Source organism: Roseburia sp. MSJ-14, from assembly GCF_018918225.1.
Lineage (GTDB): Bacteria > Bacillota > Clostridia > Lachnospirales > Lachnospiraceae > Petralouisia.
Window position 1 is genome coordinate 1 of record NZ_JAHLQD010000009.1, and the last position, 21,396, is coordinate 21,396.

General features: G+C 37.6%; 25 protein-coding genes and 2 pseudogenes. 3 read left to right on the plus strand and 24 right to left on the minus strand.

Going from position 1 to position 21,396, the window contains the following annotated elements:
* From KQI83_RS05835 to KQI83_RS05845, 3 genes and pseudogenes are all read right to left on the minus strand, one after another.
* Positions 1–206, minus strand: a pseudogene (locus KQI83_RS05835) (IS4 family transposase); the annotation flags it as partial.
* Between the two features lie 147 nt (positions 207–353).
* Positions 354–692: a hypothetical protein gene (locus KQI83_RS05840; protein ID WP_253295525.1), complete on the minus strand. Its 339-nt coding sequence runs from the start codon at positions 690–692 to the stop codon at positions 354–356.
* Positions 693–728: 36 nt separating this feature from the next.
* Positions 729–905, minus strand: a complete 177-nt coding sequence (locus tag KQI83_RS05845; RefSeq protein WP_216555454.1) for an excisionase family DNA-binding protein — start codon at positions 903–905, stop codon at positions 729–731.
* Between the two features lie 142 nt (positions 906–1,047).
* Here KQI83_RS05845 and KQI83_RS05850 point away from each other — a divergent pair, with 142 nt between their 5' ends.
* Positions 1,048–1,926, plus strand: a complete 879-nt coding sequence (locus KQI83_RS05850; protein ID WP_216555457.1) for a hypothetical protein — start codon at positions 1,048–1,050, stop codon at positions 1,924–1,926.
* 164 nt (positions 1,927–2,090) lie between these two features.
* On the opposite strand, the gene KQI83_RS05855 is transcribed toward KQI83_RS05850, so the two are convergent.
* Positions 2,091–2,756 carry a hypothetical protein gene (locus tag KQI83_RS05855; RefSeq protein ID WP_216555460.1) on the minus strand — a complete coding sequence of 222 codons (666 nt, stop codon included), beginning with the start codon at positions 2,754–2,756 and terminating at the stop codon, positions 2,091–2,093.
* A gap of 403 nt (positions 2,757–3,159) precedes the next feature.
* On the opposite strand from KQI83_RS05855, the gene KQI83_RS05860 reads away from it, so the two are divergent.
* Complete coding sequence (locus tag KQI83_RS05860; protein ID WP_216555462.1) at positions 3,160–5,328, plus strand: TaqI-like C-terminal specificity domain-containing protein; 2,169 nt, start codon at positions 3,160–3,162, stop codon at positions 5,326–5,328.
* A gap of 42 nt (positions 5,329–5,370) precedes the next feature.
* On the opposite strand, the gene KQI83_RS05865 is transcribed toward KQI83_RS05860, so the two are convergent.
* The 7 genes and pseudogenes from KQI83_RS05865 to KQI83_RS05895 form a co-directional block, all read right to left on the minus strand.
* Complete coding sequence (locus KQI83_RS05865; RefSeq protein ID WP_216555464.1) at positions 5,371–6,102, minus strand: restriction endonuclease subunit M; 732 nt, start codon at positions 6,100–6,102, stop codon at positions 5,371–5,373.
* Positions 6,103–6,106: 4 nt separating this feature from the next.
* Positions 6,107–6,676 carry a hypothetical protein gene (locus KQI83_RS05870; RefSeq protein WP_216555466.1) on the minus strand — a complete coding sequence of 190 codons (570 nt, stop codon included), beginning with the start codon at positions 6,674–6,676 and terminating at the stop codon, positions 6,107–6,109.
* Positions 6,663–6,908 (minus strand): helix-turn-helix domain-containing protein, encoded by a 246-nt coding sequence (locus tag KQI83_RS05875; RefSeq protein ID WP_216555469.1) that lies wholly within the window; start codon positions 6,906–6,908, stop codon positions 6,663–6,665. Before KQI83_RS05875 ends, KQI83_RS05870 begins: the two co-directional genes overlap by 14 nt.
* Before the next feature lie 509 nt (positions 6,909–7,417).
* Positions 7,418–8,131: pseudogene (locus KQI83_RS05880) on the minus strand (site-specific integrase); the annotation flags it as partial.
* 233 nt (positions 8,132–8,364) lie between these two features.
* Entirely contained in the window at positions 8,365–8,928 is a 564-nt protein-coding gene (locus KQI83_RS05885) for a hypothetical protein (protein ID WP_216555472.1), read from the minus strand.
* Positions 8,925–9,089, minus strand: coding sequence for a hypothetical protein (locus KQI83_RS05890; RefSeq protein WP_216555473.1), 165 nt, complete (start codon positions 9,087–9,089; stop codon positions 8,925–8,927). The genes KQI83_RS05885 and KQI83_RS05890 overlap by 4 nt, the downstream gene beginning before the upstream one ends.
* Positions 9,073–9,276, minus strand: a complete 204-nt coding sequence (locus KQI83_RS05895; protein ID WP_216555474.1) for a hypothetical protein — start codon at positions 9,274–9,276, stop codon at positions 9,073–9,075. Before KQI83_RS05895 ends, KQI83_RS05890 begins: the two co-directional genes overlap by 17 nt.
* Positions 9,277–9,297: 21 nt before the next feature.
* Between KQI83_RS05895 and KQI83_RS05900 the strand changes: the two genes are divergently transcribed.
* Positions 9,298–9,972 carry a tetratricopeptide repeat protein gene (locus tag KQI83_RS05900; protein ID WP_216555475.1) on the plus strand — a complete coding sequence of 225 codons (675 nt, stop codon included), beginning with the start codon at positions 9,298–9,300 and terminating at the stop codon, positions 9,970–9,972.
* 72 nt (positions 9,973–10,044) lie between these two features.
* On the opposite strand, the gene KQI83_RS05905 is transcribed toward KQI83_RS05900, so the two are convergent.
* From KQI83_RS05905 to KQI83_RS05965, 13 genes are all read right to left on the minus strand, one after another.
* Positions 10,045–10,452 (minus strand): hypothetical protein, encoded by a 408-nt coding sequence (locus KQI83_RS05905; protein WP_216555477.1) that lies wholly within the window; start codon positions 10,450–10,452, stop codon positions 10,045–10,047.
* Between the two features lie 28 nt (positions 10,453–10,480).
* Positions 10,481–12,274 carry an AAA family ATPase gene (locus KQI83_RS05910; RefSeq protein ID WP_216555480.1) on the minus strand — a complete coding sequence of 598 codons (1,794 nt, stop codon included), beginning with the start codon at positions 12,272–12,274 and terminating at the stop codon, positions 10,481–10,483.
* A 175-nt stretch (positions 12,275–12,449) separates the two neighbouring features.
* A complete protein-coding gene (locus tag KQI83_RS05915) occupies positions 12,450–14,219 on the minus strand; it encodes a relaxase/mobilization nuclease domain-containing protein (protein ID WP_216555481.1) in 1,770 nt (589 codons plus the stop codon).
* The gene (locus KQI83_RS05920; RefSeq protein WP_216555483.1) at positions 14,219–14,578 is read right to left on the minus strand and encodes a plasmid mobilization protein; all 360 of its coding nucleotides are present in this window, start codon (positions 14,576–14,578) and stop codon (positions 14,219–14,221) included. The genes KQI83_RS05915 and KQI83_RS05920 overlap by 1 nt, the downstream gene beginning before the upstream one ends.
* A gap of 353 nt (positions 14,579–14,931) precedes the next feature.
* Positions 14,932–15,354: a hypothetical protein gene (locus KQI83_RS05925; RefSeq protein ID WP_216555484.1), complete on the minus strand. Its 423-nt coding sequence runs from the start codon at positions 15,352–15,354 to the stop codon at positions 14,932–14,934.
* Positions 15,355–15,363: 9 nt separating this feature from the next.
* Positions 15,364–16,290: a ParM/StbA family protein gene (locus tag KQI83_RS05930; RefSeq protein WP_216555485.1), complete on the minus strand. Its 927-nt coding sequence runs from the start codon at positions 16,288–16,290 to the stop codon at positions 15,364–15,366.
* A gap of 174 nt (positions 16,291–16,464) precedes the next feature.
* Entirely contained in the window at positions 16,465–17,379 is a 915-nt protein-coding gene (locus KQI83_RS05935) for a helix-turn-helix transcriptional regulator (protein ID WP_216555486.1), read from the minus strand.
* A gap of 160 nt (positions 17,380–17,539) precedes the next feature.
* Positions 17,540–17,956, minus strand: coding sequence for a helix-turn-helix transcriptional regulator (locus KQI83_RS05940; protein WP_216555496.1), 417 nt, complete (start codon positions 17,954–17,956; stop codon positions 17,540–17,542).
* Positions 17,946–19,028: an acyltransferase family protein gene (locus KQI83_RS05945; RefSeq protein ID WP_216555499.1), complete on the minus strand. Its 1,083-nt coding sequence runs from the start codon at positions 19,026–19,028 to the stop codon at positions 17,946–17,948. The genes KQI83_RS05940 and KQI83_RS05945 overlap by 11 nt, the downstream gene beginning before the upstream one ends.
* 128 nt (positions 19,029–19,156) lie before the next feature.
* A complete protein-coding gene (locus tag KQI83_RS05950) occupies positions 19,157–19,342 on the minus strand; it encodes a PspC domain-containing protein (RefSeq protein ID WP_216555502.1) in 186 nt (61 codons plus the stop codon).
* 13 nt (positions 19,343–19,355) lie between these two features.
* Positions 19,356–20,333 (minus strand): DUF4097 family beta strand repeat-containing protein, encoded by a 978-nt coding sequence (locus tag KQI83_RS05955; protein WP_216555505.1) that lies wholly within the window; start codon positions 20,331–20,333, stop codon positions 19,356–19,358.
* Positions 20,330–20,980 carry a DUF1700 domain-containing protein gene (locus KQI83_RS05960; protein ID WP_216555507.1) on the minus strand — a complete coding sequence of 217 codons (651 nt, stop codon included), beginning with the start codon at positions 20,978–20,980 and terminating at the stop codon, positions 20,330–20,332. The genes KQI83_RS05955 and KQI83_RS05960 overlap by 4 nt, the downstream gene beginning before the upstream one ends.
* On the minus strand, positions 20,977–21,300 hold the full coding sequence (locus KQI83_RS05965; RefSeq protein WP_216555509.1) for a PadR family transcriptional regulator: 324 nt from the start codon (positions 21,298–21,300) through the stop codon (positions 20,977–20,979). The genes KQI83_RS05960 and KQI83_RS05965 overlap by 4 nt, the downstream gene beginning before the upstream one ends.
* Positions 21,301–21,396 lie beyond the last annotated feature (96 nt).

A 21,396-nucleotide genomic window follows, 5' to 3' on the forward strand; every position in this document is an offset into this window, starting at 1 on the left:
TCTGCAGTATAACCGAAATATTTGTGTAGTTCATTTTTCAAAGACTGGCTCTCCATAGAAATAATAAATTTCAGTACTGTTGCAAAATCCCATTTTTTCTTTCTTGTAAAATCTTTGTTTGGATTAACCGTGAATTCTGATGAATTCAAAGACATGTCATCAATTAAATTCCATAGTGTGTTTTTTACTTCTTCCGAAAATCGCATAAGCGAAACCTCCTAAAATGTAATATATTCAAGGGGCTTCGCCGCATTTTTTTGTTAATTTGTCAAGTGTTTTTTCTAAAAAAAAAACGAAAAAAAGAACAGATATGTAAGCTATCATATCTGTTCGGTATAATATATTTTCTTATCTTAATGACATTGGACTCCCGTGCCGGAGGGGCTGAATTCTGTATAGGAGTCCATTCTCTCCACGATGTCTTCTGCCATCTGTGTCAGCTTTCCACCAAACACGCAATGGTCGATATCTACCATGCAGAAATCATCAAATGCACCCATACCGATTCCGTCATAACCATCCATTGCATTGACTGCCAATCGAAAATCCGAAAAGGTATTTTTATCGGCACTGCTCGCTTTTCTGCCATTTGTCTGATACGGCACTTTTGTCATGCGTCCGTTTCTCTCTTCATATTTCCACAGACAGAACCGTCCATCTTTTTTCAACTGTTCAGGAAGTTTCTCGTACATCCTGTGCTCCTCCTTTCCCGCTTATTTCCCGATGCATCATTTCTCTGTAGCTCTTGCAGATAACCACACTTTAAATTCCGAAACCGGAATCAATACCCGCTTGCCGACACGGACGATCGGGAAGTCTGCCTCTCTGGTCAGAGCATATGCTTTGCTTAGGCTGATTCCCATCTGCATCGCCATTTCCTGTACGCTCATCGTGATTTTATCCATAGCCATCCTCCTCTCTGCATTTCAAACATGAATTGCTCTTGTTTTCTATCACAGTATACTTTATAATGTTACCAAAGGCTATTTTCTATTGGTAATAGGTCGTACTGGAAGTAAGTTCTATCGGTAAGAATGGAGGTAGAATATGAACGAAGATTTCAGTTTGGGAAAAATAAGTGCGGATGCAAGACTGACAGCAACTTTCAAATATTATGAAAAGACAGAAAAGAACGGGGAAATCATAATAACCGCCTGTCTGGGGGATGGAGATGTGCCACGGCTCAACCGTGGCTATGGCTTGGATGGAAACGAACTCTGGCTTTCCCTGAACAATCTGTATCAGAGCATCCGTGGAAAAGATGACAACACTGCTGCCGATGATATCATTTCATGGTGTCAGCAGTACGCACACCCTTACTATGCATTCGGCGGTATTGCCGAATATAAATGGGATATAGATAAAGATGCAGAATATTGGGATGTGTCTACCAATATACTTGGAAGTTTTACTTTCGATGTAAAAGAGATGAGGGATGATTTAGAAAAATTGTACCGTGACACTCTGGTTATCCTAATGTTCAAAAAATGTCTAGAGCAGCTTGATATTTCCGATGACCTTGCACAGATAACATGGACAAATGAATTTGCGGATTTTAATTCATTTCCTATGCAGAAACATCTCGGTAAAATATCTGCTTACCTAAATGAAATGAGTGGAGTGACCATGAAGCTTGGATTAGATGAGAATGGAGAATTGAAGGTCATGCCGGATTTCCACTCTGTTTTTGACGCTGCCCGATTCGCCCTGTCGCAATATGTATCTATCCCTACAGATTATCCGATTGCCTATGCAGACCGAGTTGGTGTTGCCACCTGTGAGTGCTGTGGTCGCCTGTTTATCAAGAACGGAAACCGTCAGAAATATTGTGATAATCCGGAATGTAAAAAGGAACGAAACCGCAGAAAATCCCGCACAGCTTATCACAGGAAAATACAGGAAGAAAATGATAACCGCTGGGCGTAATCACTACATTTTTCACACTGGGGCAAGATGTGGCAAGTAATATAGGTTATTTTCTATAATGGCTCTATAAGAATAACCTATATTATCTGCCACAAGCTGCCCCAACTGTTTTTTCATAGAAAAAGGGCGTCGGTTCTCACCGACACCCCAGTGTGATTTTATCCCTATTCTCCATAACGAAATGCTGAATTTCCAGTCAGATTTCTGAGCAAAATCTTCCTTGCTGTCTTATAGTCATTTCCGATGAAGCCAAGCCTGAGTAAAAAACATCGAAAAGCATACTTGTCATTGTCTGTTTCAGTCGGCTTTGATGATACTCTTTTTGCATTTTTTTCCATATCACACAGCCTTGTGATAAATTGCGTGTATGCTGCTATCTCGTCACCATCCTCCGTATATGGAAACCATGCAAAGTTAATTTTCTTCTCTGTGATTTCAACCTCGGTGCTATTCGTCTGAAATGCCTTTTTGAAAAGCGTCTGCTTATTTGCTATGATCTTCTGTAAATTTTCCAATGCCGTATCAGTAAGGCTTACTCTCGGAACTGCTATTATCAACTTATCCTTCGGTAAAAGCACTTCTTCAGTAAATTCCGCATCATCCTGAAACCCACGCTCCCGTAACTGGCGAATTAAGTGTTCCACCATTTCTACCGCTACTCCCTCCGGGATGTGCAGCACACCCTCTTTGTCCAGTCGGTATCCTGCAATATCGTATGCACAGCTTGGCACCCGCTCATAATGCGGGGCTGTTCCAAGTATTTTTCCAATCTCCTGTGCCAGCTTTGGTCTTTGCTTTGGTTCCAGTGTAAATCGGATTTCGTTTCTCATAATATGTACCTGCCTTTCTTTTTTCGGTAGTACATATATCACTCTGACGGCACAGAATAGCTAGACATTTCTGATTATATTTTTGTCAGAAAATATGCATAAAAACTGTGCTTTTTCCATCGTTTCACACACGGTTTTATGCGTATTTCGGTATTATCCGGCAAAACAAAATCGGCTAAAGAAGCGGTATTCTGCGAGGATTTTCATATAATATGAATTTTGTGGGTATCCCCCCTGTTTAATTCTGCGAAAATTCGCACGAAAGGGGCCATCGGTCTTCAGGCAGAAAGGATGTAGAGATTTGGATTCCCCCACTCAACAATTTATTTCGAGCGCAATTATTAAAATATTAATATTGTTTTTATTCGCCACAGCGTATATAATATTAAAAAAGGAGGTCGCTATGGATTATATTTCAGTTAAGGATGCAGCAGAAAAATTTAAAATTTCAGAAAGAAGAATTCAAAAACTTTGCGAGACAAATAGAATAGCTGGATGTACAAGAATAAGTGGTATATGGCTGATTCCTTCAGATGCCGTTAAGCCTATAGACGAAAGAACTTTCTCTGTTCCAGATTCGTCTAAATATTTATCACTCAAAGAAGTTTGCGATGAACTTTCCATTTCTACTGCAACTGGGCGGAATTGGATTAAACTTGGAAAAATTATTCCTGAAAACACCGACACAAAAAAAACATATTTTTCAAAAAACTATATAACAACCTTAAAAAAAGAAATACAGTCTGGAAAGATTTCTGCATTAAAAAGTCGCCGTAATAAAAAATTTGTATCTGGATATGCTTTATACAATTCTTATGTATCAGAGAATTGTATAAATATTCCCACTATCCAAAAACTTTTAGCACTCATATCAAAAAACGAAATCATTATTTCGGAAAATGTAATACAGTATATCATTGCGGACTGTGCCATTCATCTGCTTGGAAATAAAAAAAATTATACGTGGAGCGGGCAAGGTAACTTGCTTTTAAAATTTTTGAATCAGGAACTTACAACCGGAACATATGATTCACTCATTGACGATTTGATTGACAATGGTGATAGTGCCAGATTATTCTGTAAACAGAATAACGCAATATTTAATTTAGATTATGAATATGAACCACATGAAGATATTCTCGGTCTCATCTATATATCATGTAAAAACTTAGGTAACAGAAAATCTACTGGTTCATATTACACCTCTAATAAGGTTGTCAATCAACTTATAAGTAAATTCAAATTCAAGGAAAATGAAAAAGTTCTTGATCCTTGCTGTGGAACTGGTAATTTTTTATTACAACTTCCAGACATAATACCTTTTGATAATATCTATGGAAACGATATTGATGCCATAAGTGTAAAAATCACCAAGCTCAATATGGCATTAAAGTACAATGCTGATATCAACATCATTGATGCTCATATTACTAATTTTAATTATCTTACCAATTTTAACCTTGATACCGAATACCATTATATTATTGGAAACCCACCATGGGGATATGATTTTTCCGAAGATGAAAAAGTTACATTGAAAGCGAACTTTAAATCTATTTCCAACAAAAGCATCGAATCCTATGATGTTTTTATAGAACAGGCTCTTAGAAATCTTACTTTGGGCGGACATCTTGCATTTGTATTACCAGAAGCACTACTAAATGTAAAAGCTCATACAAGTATAAGGAACATTATACTTAGTAGTTGTTCAATCAGACATTTGGATTTTCTTGGGAACGCTTTTGACGGAGTACAGTGTCCTTGTATTATTATAGATCTGCAATACCAGAACGCTCCTCTCTCTACCGTCGGAATGGTAGTTAGTAATAAAGACGACGTGTTTACAATCAATACATCTCGAACAACTTCCGCAAATCACTTTAGTTTTATAACTTCTGACAAAGAATATAAATTACTTCAAAAAATACGCAATATTGATTCTGCCTGCTATTTAAAGGACAACGCAGACTTTGCATTGGGAATTGTAACCGGAAACAATAAAGAATACATTTCCAAAACTAAAACAAAAACAAATGAGATGATTTTAAAGGGTTCGGATATAAGCAAATACCACGTCAACCCTACAACAAACTATATTGTTTTCAAACCTGAGAGTTTTCAACAAATTGCACCCACTGAAATGTATCGTGCACCTGAAAAGTTGCTGTATCGTTTTATCAGTAGCCAGCTTGTTTTTGCATATGACAACACACAAATGCTGTCATTAAACAGTTGCAATATTGTTATTCCGAAACTCCGCGAAATAAACATAAAGTACATCCTTGCTATTCTTAATTCAAGAGTTGCTCAGTTTATTTACAAAAAGGAATTCAACTCCGTTAAAGTACTCCGTTCTCATATTGAAAGCATTCCCATTCCTATCACTGATGCCGCAACTCAGGATAAGATTATTTCTGTAACCAATAAACTTATTGCCGGCTTAAATGGTGAACAGCTTTATGCCCAATATGATACACTTGATTCTATGATATGTGACTTATTTCACTTAACAAACACAGAGCAAAATATTATCAAACAGGTTGTAGACAGGGATAATAAATTTCTTGATTAAAAACCAAGCCAATGATGTTTTACACTATCATTGGCTTGTATTTTATTTCTTTCCTTTTTTCTTTACAGCATTGAGAACATCTTTTTCAGCAACACAGAATGGTACCAATTCCTCTTCTGCCATAAATACCTGTCCTTCATATACTTCGACGCCTTTAATTCCTGTATTTTCATTTCTATGCTGAGATCCGAGTTTTCCTGTCTGTAATAATTCATCACTGGTCAACACCCAGTAAATCAGGTCATCTCTGCACACACCTATCCAAATAAATACATCACAGCAAGTCGGTTTCAACTGCTGATAATGATATTTGAAAGAATTTGCTGTGGCTTCGGAGTGCAAATATGCTCTACTTGCAAGGCTTCCCCCTGCTCTTGTGCTGTTTGCTCGACAAGCCTTTACCTCGACTCTTATACCATCTAACCATAAATCAAATTCTCCATCAAATTTGGGATAAACTGAAGCAATATTCTCTTTCGTCGCCTTCATAAATTCTGGGAAAAGATTTAAAATATGCTTTTCGCCCCATGTTTCTCCAAATGTTCGCGGTGCCATATCAAACAAATCTAAACATTGATTCCGTTTTGCATATGCATTTTGCAGTTCCATATATTTCTCATAATCAATAGCTCTTGTAGACAATAAATATGCAAGCACACGCCCCTCAGTGCTAAACGGGAAAACCGGCTTTTCCCGTTTAATAACTTCTATAATTTGATCATCTACACCGGATTGTTTTAAAAGTAAATCCAGTTCATTTTGTAATTGTTTCATATCACTAATTCTCCTCTTGAAGTAGTTCATATAATTCTGGATAACTTAATACTCTTTGTAAAAAGTGGTCTCTATGTAATCCAATATTTCTTCTATTTAAATGGAACTGCCCTTCTCCCACATTTCCCCTGTGCTGTTTGTTGGAATAGTTTTCAAAATTTAATACTTCCAAACGAGTAACCTTAAATATCTCAATCTGATCCCAAAAGAATAGTCCATAATATAAAATATCAAATTCCTTTCCCTTAATCTGTTGTATATTTGAATCAAAATCATATATTTCCGCTTCATACGAAAAAATAGCCCTTGTTTTGTAATCCGCATCCATAACTTGTTGAAAAACATTTTGATCATTGATTGCTTCTTCATTTTTCTTTAGCGCAGTAGAAAACTTTATTTCTACACGAGCATTTGTAACCGTATCTCTTTTATCAAATGCCAGCGTTCCCGATTCATTCAACCCATACAATTTCTTAATCATAATTTCTGCTACTGTACCAAATCTACGAGTTCGCAAATCAAAAATACCATTTTTAAATTTCTCAATTTTCAAGCTATAATCATTCATTTGCATCACCATTCCTCTGTTCAGAGTAATCCTCCATTACTGAAAATAACTCACTTATAGATAGATTGAAACCATTGGCAATTTTATAAATATTTTTCAATGAAATGTTTCTTTTTCCTGCTTCAACAGAAGCATAATATGTTCTATCCATTCCAATAGAAAGTGCAAATTTTTCCTGACTTAAACCTGTACCCTCACGAATCTTTTTTATCGTCTTTCCAAAATTTGCTTGAATCATTTCGACAACTACCTCCATAAAATATTATAGTTTTCGCATGCCTTTGAGGCAACGGATTATAAGTCACAATCCAGCATTCAAAAAAGCCACAATCCAAGTAGTTTCCTACCAAAAATTGTAGCTTTTATCATTCATATTCAACTTCTAAGTAGTCCCTTACTATTAAGGAATCCTCACAACACCTTTGCCTTTATCTCACTTCCAGCCATGAGCCTTAGTAGTCTAAACCGTAGTAATTCCAAGGTTTTCCATCCTATTATGCCGTACTCTGCCCCAGTCTGCGAAGGTATGCATTATCATAAAACTGGAGTGCCGTGGCAGATGAAAAGTATTTTTATCATATATCTAAAACCTCTCTAAACGCTTGATTTTACTGTATTTTCGGCACTTACAACAATTCTGCAATATTTCTGTGATAGTGCTTTTGTTCACATTTTCAGCATAATTTGGAATAACTTTGCATAACTTTTCCTTCATTTGGGCTAAATTCTGGGCTATTTTCATACCTTTTAGCCCACGACCTTTTTCATCTCTACTAAGGCATCCTCAAACTGTAAATGAGTATATGTATTAAGGGTAACTCCTATATCTGAATGTCCCATAATATATTGTAAGGTCTTTGGGTTCATTCCAGACTTTGCCATATTAGAGCAGAAGGTGTGTCTGCATACATGAGGTGTAATACACGGCATTTGCACTTTATAAATACTGTTGTACTTCTCACGGATATGTTGAAAATATTTCTCCCAATGCAATGCCACCATAGGCATATCATTCTTATCTAAGAATAAAAAACCACTATAACCATCAATCATAGGTTCAATCTTTGGATGCTTTCTATTCTGAATGATCCTACGAAAACAATCTGCAACATCTTTCTGCATTGGAACATATCTTTCACCTTTTTCTGTCTTAGGTGTCAATATCTCATATTCCATATTGCGTGTCCTCTGTAATTGATGATCTACTTTGATTCTTTCTTTGTCAAATTCAATATCATTGATGGTCAATCCGACAAATTCTGATACACGCAATCCAGTATGAAACAAGATATAAATTCCATCATAGTATTTACAGAAATGCTTATCCTCTTTGATAAATCTTAAAAATTCTCTCTGCTGTTTTCTTGTGATAGCTTCTCTCGTCACACTATCATTTACAACTACTGTTGCAAGCTGGAACTCAAACGGATTTTTATTTATCAAATCATCATCTATTGTCACTAATCATTTTCCTCCTTTTTGATAAATCAGAGGTCAAGAAATAAAGGTAAACTAAAATTCGTTCCCCTTAATAAACTGCTAAGTGCAACAGACGTATTATTCAATTTTCTCATATTGGAAAATGTGCAGAATTGCACGTTAGATATTCTTGATCTCTGATACAGACTTTCTTTTACTTCCTGCCTGTTGGGAAATATCCATACATTTGTTTAGAATCGGTATATGTCTGCCGATTATTTACTTTTTCCAAGGAAGCATAATACATCATCATATGTACCGCTATACAGTTTCTTTTCATCATAAATCAAAGAATATGTTGCAAGATTCATAAATCCCTTTGCAAGATGACCGCTTTTGTAATGTTTCAAATAGTGGCTTGTATTTTTAGCAACATATGTACTTCCACTCTCTTGTAATATCTTGTTGAGATTATCCACACACGATTCTCTGTATGTCTCTAAATTTCTAGCAAATACCTTAATATTTTTGTGGAAAGTCGTTTTGTTACTTGCTTTATGGACATATTTGTTTACATATTCATCAACTGTATCTTTTAATATTGCATCAAGCTCTGGAAACTCAAAAACACAATTATCACCTTCTATTCTTGCTTGTCCTTTTGTTTTAACTAAATGTCCTTTATACAGTCTTAATATAGTTTTTCCTCTGCTAAAATCTCCCCATTTCTTATACCACTGTGATAATATAAAATTCTTACTCGGTATCATTGGTGCAGAACACATAGAAACTGTTAATAGTTCTATGATTTTCTGCTTTTCTTCTAAATTCTTAATCAATCTGAATCCTCCTTTATTTCCTCTATTGCAACTCTGATATGGTTATTTACTATCTGTGATAACCTATCAATATTTAATTCTCCATACAGCTTTAACAAATCACGGAAATTATCTTCTGTCAGAATTGCAATTCTATCTTTTAAATCAATCTTCTGTATCATTCTGATTATCCCTCACAATTTCAGTCAACCTTGTACCTGGTAAAATCTTCACTATCTTATGCTCTTTCTCCATAATAGTTTTTCCATAAGGTGCTATATATCTTTTTCGTGGCTTCTTTGTTATGGTTTTAAGTGTGAATATTTCTTTCAGAAACATTGCTTCATCCTCTTCAATTACATCAACCATGGTTTAGAAAGCAGTTCCCGATTGCATCACTACCGTCTATTCCAAAAGCTTCTTGGCGAATATGAAGGCATCTGCTATCTTTATCAGAATATTACCAACGAGGACCATGCCACGCTCCTTCACTATAGGGCAACCGAAGCCGCTATTATTCATCAAAATCATGTAAAAGCTCTGGAACTGGAAGAAAAAGCAATTGCAGAAGCCTGCGGAAAAGGCACCACACATATCTTCAATTTATCCTCCATGTATCTAGATGCCGGAAGTTATTGTATGAATCTCCGAAAACCAGAGCAGGCTTTGGATTACATTGAAAAATCTGCCAATATACTTGTACAGACACAGATGCAGTATTCCCCAAACGGCCTCTATACCATGAACACTTATGCCAAACTTTTATATCATCAAGGCAAGTTCCCGGAGGCTGCCCGAATCTTCACAAGCTGTATCGGTATTACAGATAAGGTATATGAATCCGATACCCTTACCAAAGGTTACCTGTTTCAAAACCTCGCCGCTGTCCACGCCTCTATGCATAACGCAAAAGTAGCTCTTATGTACTATGCACAGGCCGAAAGCATACTCCATAAGTTTCTGGATGAAGAGCATCCTGATTTGTTGACTTGCAAGGAGCAACGGAGAAATCTGATAGAGATGGATGGGCAGAAAGTGGATTTGCTTGAAATTGAAAACTTATAATACCTAAAAGAGGCTTACATCTTATAAACCGATGTAAACCTCTTTTTTCATCCAAATTCTATATAGTTCTTTCTATAACTCTATCTGATACCTTGAACCACCATTAATATCTGTTATAATAAAATACTTATCTCCAACATCCTTCGTCCAATTTTTTAATGGTGCAATTCTGTGCATAATACAAACACCATGTCCATGTTTACCACTCAAATACTCTTCATGAACTTCCGGTGGCAAAACTTTTCCTATGCAACCTTCTATATGATAATCAATTGCTCGTATTTTTTCTGGTGAAAATGTATATGCCTCTTTATACTCAAGTAAAATATTTTGTGCCTCAATTATCACTCTACGATAATCCCCTTCATACAGCAAGTATGCTAATTCGATAACTGCAGGTTTCTCAAATCCCTCTAAGACTAATGTTGCCGGATAATTAAACTTGATTGTTATTTGATAAAGTTTTGTATCAAAATCCATAGTTATAGTCAAAGCAATTTTTGCACACTTACAACGCCTTCAAATACTCTTCCACATTCAGATAAGCCACATCTTCCTGTGTCTCCACGCCTGCCTTAACAAGCGATGTTGTAGCACCACGGTATATCACATACTTTCCGGTAATTGTACCATATCTAAATTCAGTATCCTTGCATTTTTGTTCATCCAACAAATGTTTGCACTGCTGTGGAACAACTTCTTTACTATGCTTAATCTCATAGATTTCGCAAGTCCCTTCATCCGGATTAAACACCACCATATCAAATTCGCCAATTGCAAACTGTAAGCGGAACACTTCACAATTCTTTTTGGAAAGCTTTGTTTCCAAAAGAACAATATCCTCCATCATTCTGCCTTTGATTTCATCTATTATTCTTTCAGTTACTCGCTTTCGCTCTTCAAAGGATAAACCTCTAAACATATCATCCTGCATAAGCGATTTGATAAGTGCCTCTGCTTGGGAATAACGCATACCAGGCTGCGAAAATGCTGTTCTGGATTCTCTTCGATTATAATCAGACATCCATCTGCTTTCTATTTCGACAGTTAAGTCAAGCAAATCCAAGTATTCTTTTATTTCGTAACGATGTGAATCTTGGATTTCAACCTTTTGTTCTTCCTTATCCTTGATTTCCAGCAAAGATTTCAGCATTTCATTCACTTTAAGAATATCAATACGATCGAGAATATCTGTCGGTTCTTCCCGATCCTTTCGTAAATTGCTTGCTGAAATTCTTAAATCATTTGATTTAAAATCTCTGGTCAATACCTCCATAGTGAATCGATGGTTCATATCCTCCACGATTCTGTTAATTGCGTTGGTTAATTCATTTTTCTCATATAAATCCCGGAATGAACGGAAATGACCTTCATACTTATAATTTTTTAAGGAATGCTGAATATTTCTCGCAATGGCACTGTCAACGTACTCGTCGGTACTCTTCTTAGTGGCAAAAATCATGGCATTATCATTATACTGCTTTCCACCAAGACTCATCGTTCCGCCATATCGAATGAAATCATCAATACCAACAATTCCCAGCACTCTCTCAAATTCGCGATATGGAATAAAAGTTGTATGACACATAATGCACCTGTCATACAACTCCTCATCCTCTGTAAACATAAAGCCTAAGGAATCAGTACCGGAAAGTACTATCTTCATTCCGCTCGCCGCAAATACATCAGAAAACAGTGCTGCACCTTCGATAAAATCATTCATTAGTGTAACCTCATCGATAAACACATAGCGATAACCTTTTTCTTCCAGAACTTTTAAATCCCGATTCACATCATCCAAGGTCTTATTATCCTGTATCTGAATGAACACAGTTTTACTTCTCATTGATGTATCCATCTCTGATATCAACTGACGTATCAGTGTTGTTTTACCGGTTCTTCTAAGACCATACAAAATATACACTCTATCATGTATATCTCCATAAACATAATCATGAAGTTGCTGGTAACATTCACGTTTTACCCACTTTGCCACTGGTTTTACAAAACGCTCCAGCTCCTCTCCAATTCTTACTGTACATCGAAACTGCGAAACCGGCTTTTCTTCATTTATTTCCTGATTATCTATGTTTTTTATTAAGTTTTGAAGTACTTTCCTGCGTTCGATTTGCTTGGAAAGCTGTTCTAACTCTTCATCCTTCGTCCTTCTGGTATGTTGCTTTCCATCCTCGCGCCATTGATAATAAGCATACTCTTTTCCATTTATTTTTTTATAAGTAATACCGCCTGTTGGCAATGTTTCAATCTCAGCAATAATCTTGTTATATTCTTCGTTTGTCATAAGCAACCCTCCTTATAGGTCTATATTAACTTTTTTAACTTCGTTTGTAAAGTTAAAAAGTTAAAATTATGATTTTTTTCATATTATTGGCTAATTCACTCAGAAATGCTATAATACTTCCAGTTGAGAAATCTGCGAGGTTTGCACCATAATATAGGGCAAACCTCGCTCACTCTTATCGAATCCTAACGCCTCTTTCATAACTTCTGTCTTTGTCCGCACTCTGTAACTGTGTCCCCACCTTAATACATGCATCCCGGAATCCATATTCAGAAAAATCTTTTCCATGCATCTCTTGCAGAACAACTTTCGCCTTTTGCTCTGCTATATGCTCTACCTGATTATTATTGCCAAATCCGTCATTGTTTAAGATACCATATGCACCTCTAACCAACTCTGCATACTTTTGAATAATTCCTTCGCATTCGGCCATAATACTCCGATTTCGTTCCGCAAGAGTGTTGCACAGACTCCAGGTCACATTGTAGCTTTGTTGTTTTACCCAAAGCTCACTTTCCGAATAACATCCAGCTTTACTAAGTATCCTCTTATTCTCTTCTTCGATGCGTTTCACTTCGGCAGAAGCTGTTTCAATCTGCTCCTTATACATCTTCTTCAAATTTTTTTGAAACAAACTGCACTTGGATAATTCCGCCGTCCATTGATTGATATAAGACGACTTATCCAAAATGCGTGCCATATTGGCTTGATAAGTAGCATAATCCGGATTTTTGTAACGATGCTCGTAATCAAGATCCGAAATTTTATCCAGATTATATTGAAATTCGTATTGCAAGCAAACGAATTGTGATTGTAATTCTGCCAACAATTCCATATAGTTAAGTTCCTTTGACATTGCATCCCTTTGAATCGACTTGCTTTTTTCTGTTACAGAATACTCGCCTTCCAAAATCGTTTCAACCATCTCCTCTGCAAGCTCTTCCATCGTAAAAGTTTCTTCAAGCACATCTGCAACAAACTCTCCCACCGGCAGCTCCACAAACACTTGCTCCTCTGCAGCCTCAAGCGTTTCCTTACGCATTGCTTCCTGCTCCGCCCTAAGTTCTTTTTCCTTAAAAGCAATAGCTTCTGCAATCCGCTTTTCCAAAGCAAACTTATCATAATTTTCACCCAAGGACTTACCACGAATGGACTTCTTCATATGTGGCATCCGAAAGGATATGGTTTTATTGGTCTCACGAATCTGCCAATCTTCCACATGTTCTAGATAGTATATCATATGGTCCAAAGATTCTGCGTGTTGTATCAACGCATCCAACCTTTCCCGAATCATATCTTTATCTGTCTTAAAATCAGGTTCTGCTTCCTTTCCACGCTTCTCTACCCAATAATTGTTACCATCAGAGCGAGCCAGCAAATCTACCTGATTGTAACCTTTTAGCATACACTCCCGCATTACCCAACGCTTTGCTGCGTGCATAAACTTGCCGGTGCTTTTATGTTTGCATCCCTGCCTGTATTCGCATGGCTTATCCTGCCAACGTTCTTTTTTGCCCTCATACTTTCTGACGGAATTAATTACAATGTGAACATGAATATTCCCGGTGCCGTTATGACCGTCAGGATGCACCGCCAGAATTGCCTGATGCCCCAGCAGAAACTTCTCCACATATTGCTTCCCAAAATCCATTGCCTCCTGCATGACAATATTGTCTTCCGGTGCAAAACTGATGATATAATGATGAGCTTTTACATCCTTTATAGCATTGTTTTTGCCATAATACCGATTGACCTCAATACATTCTGCACCGAAGGTATCAACCTCGCAATTGATACCCTCGATTAAGAAATTATCACGCATTATCATTCGTCCCTTGGCATCCACCAAAGGCTTCATAGTATGCTCATCAAATTTGCAGGTGAGATACTCCACCGCCGCAGAATAATATCTGTTCTTTACCGGTATGTGCTTGATAATCGCCATTATGCACTCCTCCTGTGATGATACTTACCACAGCAGACATCTTCTACCTGTTTCAGCATCCGAAAACGCATATCATTCCAATCCTTTATCACTTCCAACAAGTCATAATAAACAGAATAAACGCTGCCTCCGGCATTCAAATGGTGTGCTATCTGATTTAGATTGGAACCAATCTTACCAAGTTCAGCCGAAATCTCCCTTAATACTGCCACATCTCCATACTGCGGTATCTTCCTGCTAAGAGCACACCTCCTGATATACTCCGACATACTGATGCCTGCCTTATTTGCTTTTTCTTGAATTTTAGCTTTCTCTTCTTGTGAAAGCCACATATTAAATTGAACTCCGTTTCTCGCCATATAAATCCTCCTCTAAATCTGCTTTATCTATCTTGTGCCGGATACGGCACTTGTCTTTCGCCGTCGCTTACGCTCCTCCCTCCGGTTATACTCTCACTCCCCTAAGGTCGTTCACGAATATGCGCGCTAACGCTTGCGAATACGCTCCATTTAAGTCGCAAATAGTAGAGCAAGTTCCGCCCCGTGTAGACACGAGGCAGAACTTGTTGGGGATTTTACATCCCCAAACCCCAGCTTCCATATGAAATTTACCACTTACTTATGCACCAACGTCTGACAAGCAGGCGTACAGCCAATCGCCCAAAGCGATTGCCTGACGTCACTTTGTCAGCCTTAACGATACACAAGAAATTTTAAAAATAACCATAATAATCGTTTAGGAAATCATCCACCTCATCTGATAGTTCTTCAACTGCTTCCGGTGGTGCCACGCCAGCATCTGCTTCTACCGTTTCATCAGCACCTGCAACAGCTCCTACCACCTCTACCAGTCCACCCTTACGCCCAGTTGCATCCAACATGTTTTGCATCCGCTCCATCATATTGTCTGCTGTAATGCGGGCACATTCCTGTATTCGATTGTCCCAGTCCACAATTCTGTCCGGCTCTGTCTTTTCCCGATAAAGGCTTTTTATTCCTTCCCGAAAAATGTCAGATTCCGTTGCATACTCACCTGATGCCAGCAAATATTCAAACATCCGGATTACTTCCTTCTGCGAATAATCCTTATTGCTTAGTCTGATGGTCCAGCGATATCCGTCCTTTGTTCTCTGCATTATACCGACCTACCTTTTATTCATCTGATGAGCTGCCAGAAGCTCGTAACCCTTGGCATTCAGTCTGATATCCTCAAGATAAGCTGCATTTTCTCTTGCGTTTCCAAATCTTCTCATAATAGTTGCTCCGCCACCCACATAAAGAATGTTAGAATAAGCGAGGTCAAATCCACTCTCATCAAGCATACCTTCTATATCCGTTGCAAATGCTTTCATTTTTGATACGATAATCTTCTCTACCTCCTCAGGAATTACCACATCCTTACCACGTATGAAATTTTGTACCACACTTTCGGGAATCCTTCCGCCTGTTGCCTCCGCAACATCTGCGTTGATTTCCTGAAATAGTGTAATTATGGAATTGGGTATAGTGACGCATTTATCCGGTTGTACCTTTCTCTCATCAATACAGATGATATCCTTGGTCCAGGAACCGATATCCGCCACAACATATCGCCCATGCATATTGCCAATACGGTCTGCCACCGCTACAAAACACTGCGGAAAACAATATACATCTTCAATGGTTATTACATAATCCTCCTCTTCGAACTCGATAAAATGTGGACCACTTCGCTTTAAATATGCCACCAGCTTCGCCTGCTCCTTCCAGAATCTCTTAAAAGGAACTCCCACACCCAGCACTACACGCAAGGTACGTGACAATTCTCTGGTTTTAATTTCCTTGGCAACAGCTACTAATGTCAAAAGGAAGAAATCCTCATCCGCTGTCTTATCCTCTTGAACTGTCTTACGCTCTCCACCAATGCAATAGTAACTGCCATCATAATAAAAACTATTCTCTGCTACCGGCGGTCTGCCATTACACCTCACTATGCCGTTGCTAAAAATGTGATGCTTGGTTTTCATAAGTGAAAACCCGTGGTCAATGCCGATTACAACCGGCTTGTCCTGTGAATTATTTTCTTCGTACATACTCTATACCTGCCTTTCTGCCCTGCGGGCGTTTTATTTTGTAGGTATAGAATAAGAAAAATCCACCCAACCTACATTGAATGTAAATTGAGTGGAAATTGAGAGAAAATAGAATTCATAATTTGTATTAGCCGCTATTATTAGTTCCTCTTTGTTTTTTGGTCTTGGCATAGACTACCCTTCTTTCTCATATTTTTTTACAATATTGGAAGCAATTTGATACAGCTTTTCTCTTATGGATTCCGGTTCTATCACTGTTACCTTTTCTCCACAAGTAAGCATCCAGTACAAAAGACTCTCATCATCGGAATACTCATGCTCAAACAATAATCTTCCATCTGGTAGCATACTAAATGAATCTACACCAAACTCCTCAATCAGTTGCCACTTCATGCACGAATCAAAAACTGCCTTTATTCTTGTTTTTGCCGGAAATACACATTCATCAGACAAATCCGGAATCGGGACTGTTCTTCCTTTTTCAAAAACATCTCCCATAACAATTTTATCCATCCGATTTAACTTAAACATGCGAAAATCTTCACGAAACATACAATAGCCATATACATACCAGCTACTCCACCTGAAAATCAGAAAATAAGGTTCTAGTTTTCTTATACTGTCACCACTCGGTGCATAGTAGTGAAAATTTAATGTCTTTCTTTCTTCGATAGCCTCCTGAATAATTTCAATCTTCGAAGCTAAAGCTTCCTTATCCCACGACGAAAGATCAATCAAGATAGATTCTCTACCGCCTATATAAGACGACGAACCTGTCTTGATTTTCTCCATAAGCTGCCTATAATAGTGACTGCCACTTACCCCATCAAGGCTTCGTAATCCTGCCAATATCATCTGCATATCTTTGGATGTAAGTATAGTTCTATCCATCCGATATCCTTCCATAATACGAATTCCTCCGCCTACACCTTGTTCCGTACTGATAGGAATTCCGGCTTTACACAAAGCCTCGATATCTCTGTTAATGGTTCTTCGTGACACTTCAAATCTTTCTGCAAGCTCCGGGGCGGTAACTTTTTCCTTTTGCAATAACACAGAAAGAATACCTATGAGTCTTTCTATTTTCATTTTATCACTTCCTGTCTTATCATACCACCCAAAACATGTCAACGGTATGTCATGTTTATATATTATAACACATTATTTACCATAAAATTTGATATGTTTCATTGCCTGTTTAAATCCTTCCTTTTCCTCTTCTCATTGCCTGACTATATAGCCACTAATCTTACTCTGTTTCCGCATTTGTCTGCATCAACTTCAAAAAATTCTTTTCCATAATAACTGCCAATCCCTGCGCCTCATCTCCTAATATAATAAGATTATCCCCAGGCTCTATTCCAAACACTTTTCTTGCTTTAGCGGGAATGACAATCTGCCCTTTATCTCCCACTTTTACCATTCCAAAAATATGTTTTCCCTTTGGTGGAACACCAAGTCCGTTAGCTGCTTTGTCATAGTTTACCAAGTCATCCATGGAAACATCGAAAATGTCTGCCAAAATCTTACATTTTTCTATATCAGGCAAAGCCTCTCCTGTCTCATACTTTGAAAGAGTTTGTCTGCTCACACCGATTTTTTCAGCAAGTTCTTCCTGGGACATTTGATTTATTTTACGAAGTGAAACCAAATTTTCATGAAACATACTTTTTCTCCTTTTTTATTCCTAATACGCACCAGCGTAATATCGGTATTCGTGAAATAATTTCATACAATATAATAGCTCCTCCAAAAGCGGAAACAGCTGTAAACAGATAAATCACCACTCCCGGCATATTGGTATATGTAGTTAAACAGTATGCACAAACCGATAAAGGTAAATAATGGAACACATAAATTCCAAAACTTTTTGGGGACAAAAATCCACTCACCTTGTTACTATGATTTCCCCATTTTTTCATGCATCCCAAAATTGCCAAACACATTATCCAGCAATATGCAACGGCAAGGGGATTATTTACATTTGGTGCCACTGTATAGTTTTTTCCATAATCCATCCGAACATAGATAATTCCTAGTGCACTGGCAAAAATAAGCAATGGAACACAATACTTTTTCAATATATCGGTCACAGCTTCATGGGAAAACACATAGTATCCCAACAAAAATGAAATGCCATAAATACCAAAACGATATACGACAATTACCGGAGTATTTAATATTTGCGCAAATGCCCATACCAAAGTACCAAGCAAAATCAATGGAATAATTCCCAGTTTCTCGCCTATCTTCAGAAGACGCCCCTTTTCAATTTTCCGTACTAACAATAACACCATGGACAAAATCCACATTACCTGAATGGTCCAAAGTACACCGGTTCCGGATACGCACATAATCAAGTACAAAACAACTCCCGGTATTTTAGTTGGCATATTATCAAAAGCATGACTGATTGCCATATTATAGTATCCCTGTATCCATCCAAAAACCAGCAAGCCAATGGTAGACGGCACTAATAATTTTCTGGTTCGTGCCTTGATATATTCCTTTTCCGTATGTTTTTCCAAATAGTATTTAGAACACATACCGCTTATGATAAACAAAATAACCATAAACCACGGATACAGCAAATATTGTACCGCATCTACACCATTTGCTTTTGTAATCGGACCTATCACACCATCTGTTATTACTGAATTAAACATATAAATCACATGATAGATTACCACCAGAATAATTGTCCATGAACGAATATTATCTATGTAATATTTTCTCATATTTTTCCCACCTTTGCTATCTTTTTTTACAATTATAACAAAGGAAAATAAAAGCATCCACCAACTATTTTTGACATAAATCGTTGGTGGATGTTAAAAATTGTGGCAATCCCTAAAATCAATTTTCTTTACATCTGTTCCGGTATAATGATTGCTGCAACCAGATATGCAATAAGTCCTGTCACAGTACATCCAAGCAGTACAAATAACAATCGAATAATGGTCGGATCAATATTCAAGTATTCTCCTATTCCTCCACATACTCCGCAAAGCACTCTGTTTGTTCTTGACTTATACAATCTTTTTGGTTCCATATATTTCTCTCCTTTACTTTTCAAAATCTACGGTGATATCGCCAACTCCGCAATCAATATCCACGGTTTTCGCACCGCCTTTTATCTCCTTGGTAGCTCCTAATCCACTGTAATCACTATCGCCAACTTCTACGTCGCCAACTCCACAGTCGATACTGTAACTATAATCTTTTTGCTTACCCGCCAGCGTAATATCAATATCTCCGACTCCACAGTCTAAGGTTACTTCCTTTGCATCCGCATAATCCACATTTATTTCGCCAACTCCGGCATTTAACTCTAACTGCTCTGCATTTATATCAGAAAAATCGATTTCACCTGCATCTACTTCTGCATACAATTTCCCGGAAACCTGCAATTTTTTGTTAATTGTACAATCTCCTGCACCTACTATAGCACTAAAGTTCTTCACCTGCAATGCATAATCCACATTAACTTCTCCTGCTGAATTTCGCAATTCTACTGTTTCAAAGGTCATGTCTTTCGGAATCTGCAACAAAACATGTACATTATCATTTGTCACCAGTTTCTTAGCATCCTTTTCTTTTATCTCCAATGTATTTTCGCTATTGTTTACATTAATAGCTCGCTTGGAATTTTCTTTTTTATATTTTACTTCTATATGGATTCCCTGAGATGCAGGTACCTCTTCGATATCAACAATGCCACATTCTACAGACAATTTTAGATTTTGGATATTAGCACAATCTTCTGTTGAAAAATCATATTCTTGTGTATTTCCGGCATTCCAGGATTCCCAGTCGTCATCCCAGTCATTCCCATTCCATGCTTCATTCCAGTTTTCACTCCACTTTTGACTCCACTTGCTAAAATTGCCAAAGTTAGGACCTATCGTAAATATTCCTTCACTTATCATTTTCGGAATAGACGTGTAATGAAATCCAATTCCTGCTGCTGTAGCACACAGTCCACTACCCAATATCACCAGCACTAATACCGTAATCAGTGCGCCTTTTGTAAATTTTTTCATTCTGCTCTCCCCTTTCCTGAAAAAGCTCTTTTACATAATGTTACACATCCGTGTACCAACCACGGGATAAACCTTCCATACAACCACACACATCCTATGGTTGCCAAAACAGCTAATGCTAATACTAAAAGTCCTGCTCCTAACATAGCAGTTCCGGTTGCAATGCCTCCTACTACTAATTGGCCAATTCCAAGTCCAATAACAGCAGCACCTGCAATGTACAAAGCACCCGCTACAGCAATTGCTGCGATTGCAACTCCCAAAATTCCTCCTGCAAGTCCTAACGCTCCACCTAGCAGTCCACCTACAGCTCCTACCCAGATAGGGCTGGTAATCACTGCGAGAATTACAATTAAGAGAATTCTTCCGGATTTATCATTATTATCCTGTTTCCCTGCTTCCTTTTGTGTAGCAAATTCTGCATTATTACCATTACTCTCACTATCGTTTTTTTCCATACCTAAGTCTGCCTTAATGGTCTGGGCTACTTTTTCCGGAGATTCTAATTCTTTTAAAATTCTTTCCTCATTCTCCTCTCCTGCATCTTCAAAGTAACCACGATAATACTCTAATGCTTCTCGCTTCTCTTCCTCAGGTACATCGCTTAATAGCGTTTCTAATTGTTTCATAAATTCTTCTCTGCTCATGCCGACTCTCCTTCCGAAAATAACATTGTAATTTTAGAAGAATAACTTTTCCACTCTGCCCGGTACATATCTAACTGATTCATGCCACGTTCTGTTATCTTGTAGTATCTCCGATTTCGTCCGCCACACTCCACGTCGTATACTTCCAAGCAATCATCCTTTTGAAGTCTACGCAAAACCGGATATAACGTTGATTCTGATACTTCAATTGCCTGCCGGACATCCTGAGTGATCTTGTAGCCATATGTGCCTTCCTCTTCCTTACAAACAACTGCTAATACAATCGCATCCAGAAGAGCTGCACCTGTATTAAATACCATGCCACCACTCCTTATCCTTATGAAATATTATTTATTACACATTACTATTTGAAATGTATTACTATTTCTTAATCAATACTATATGTCATATAATAT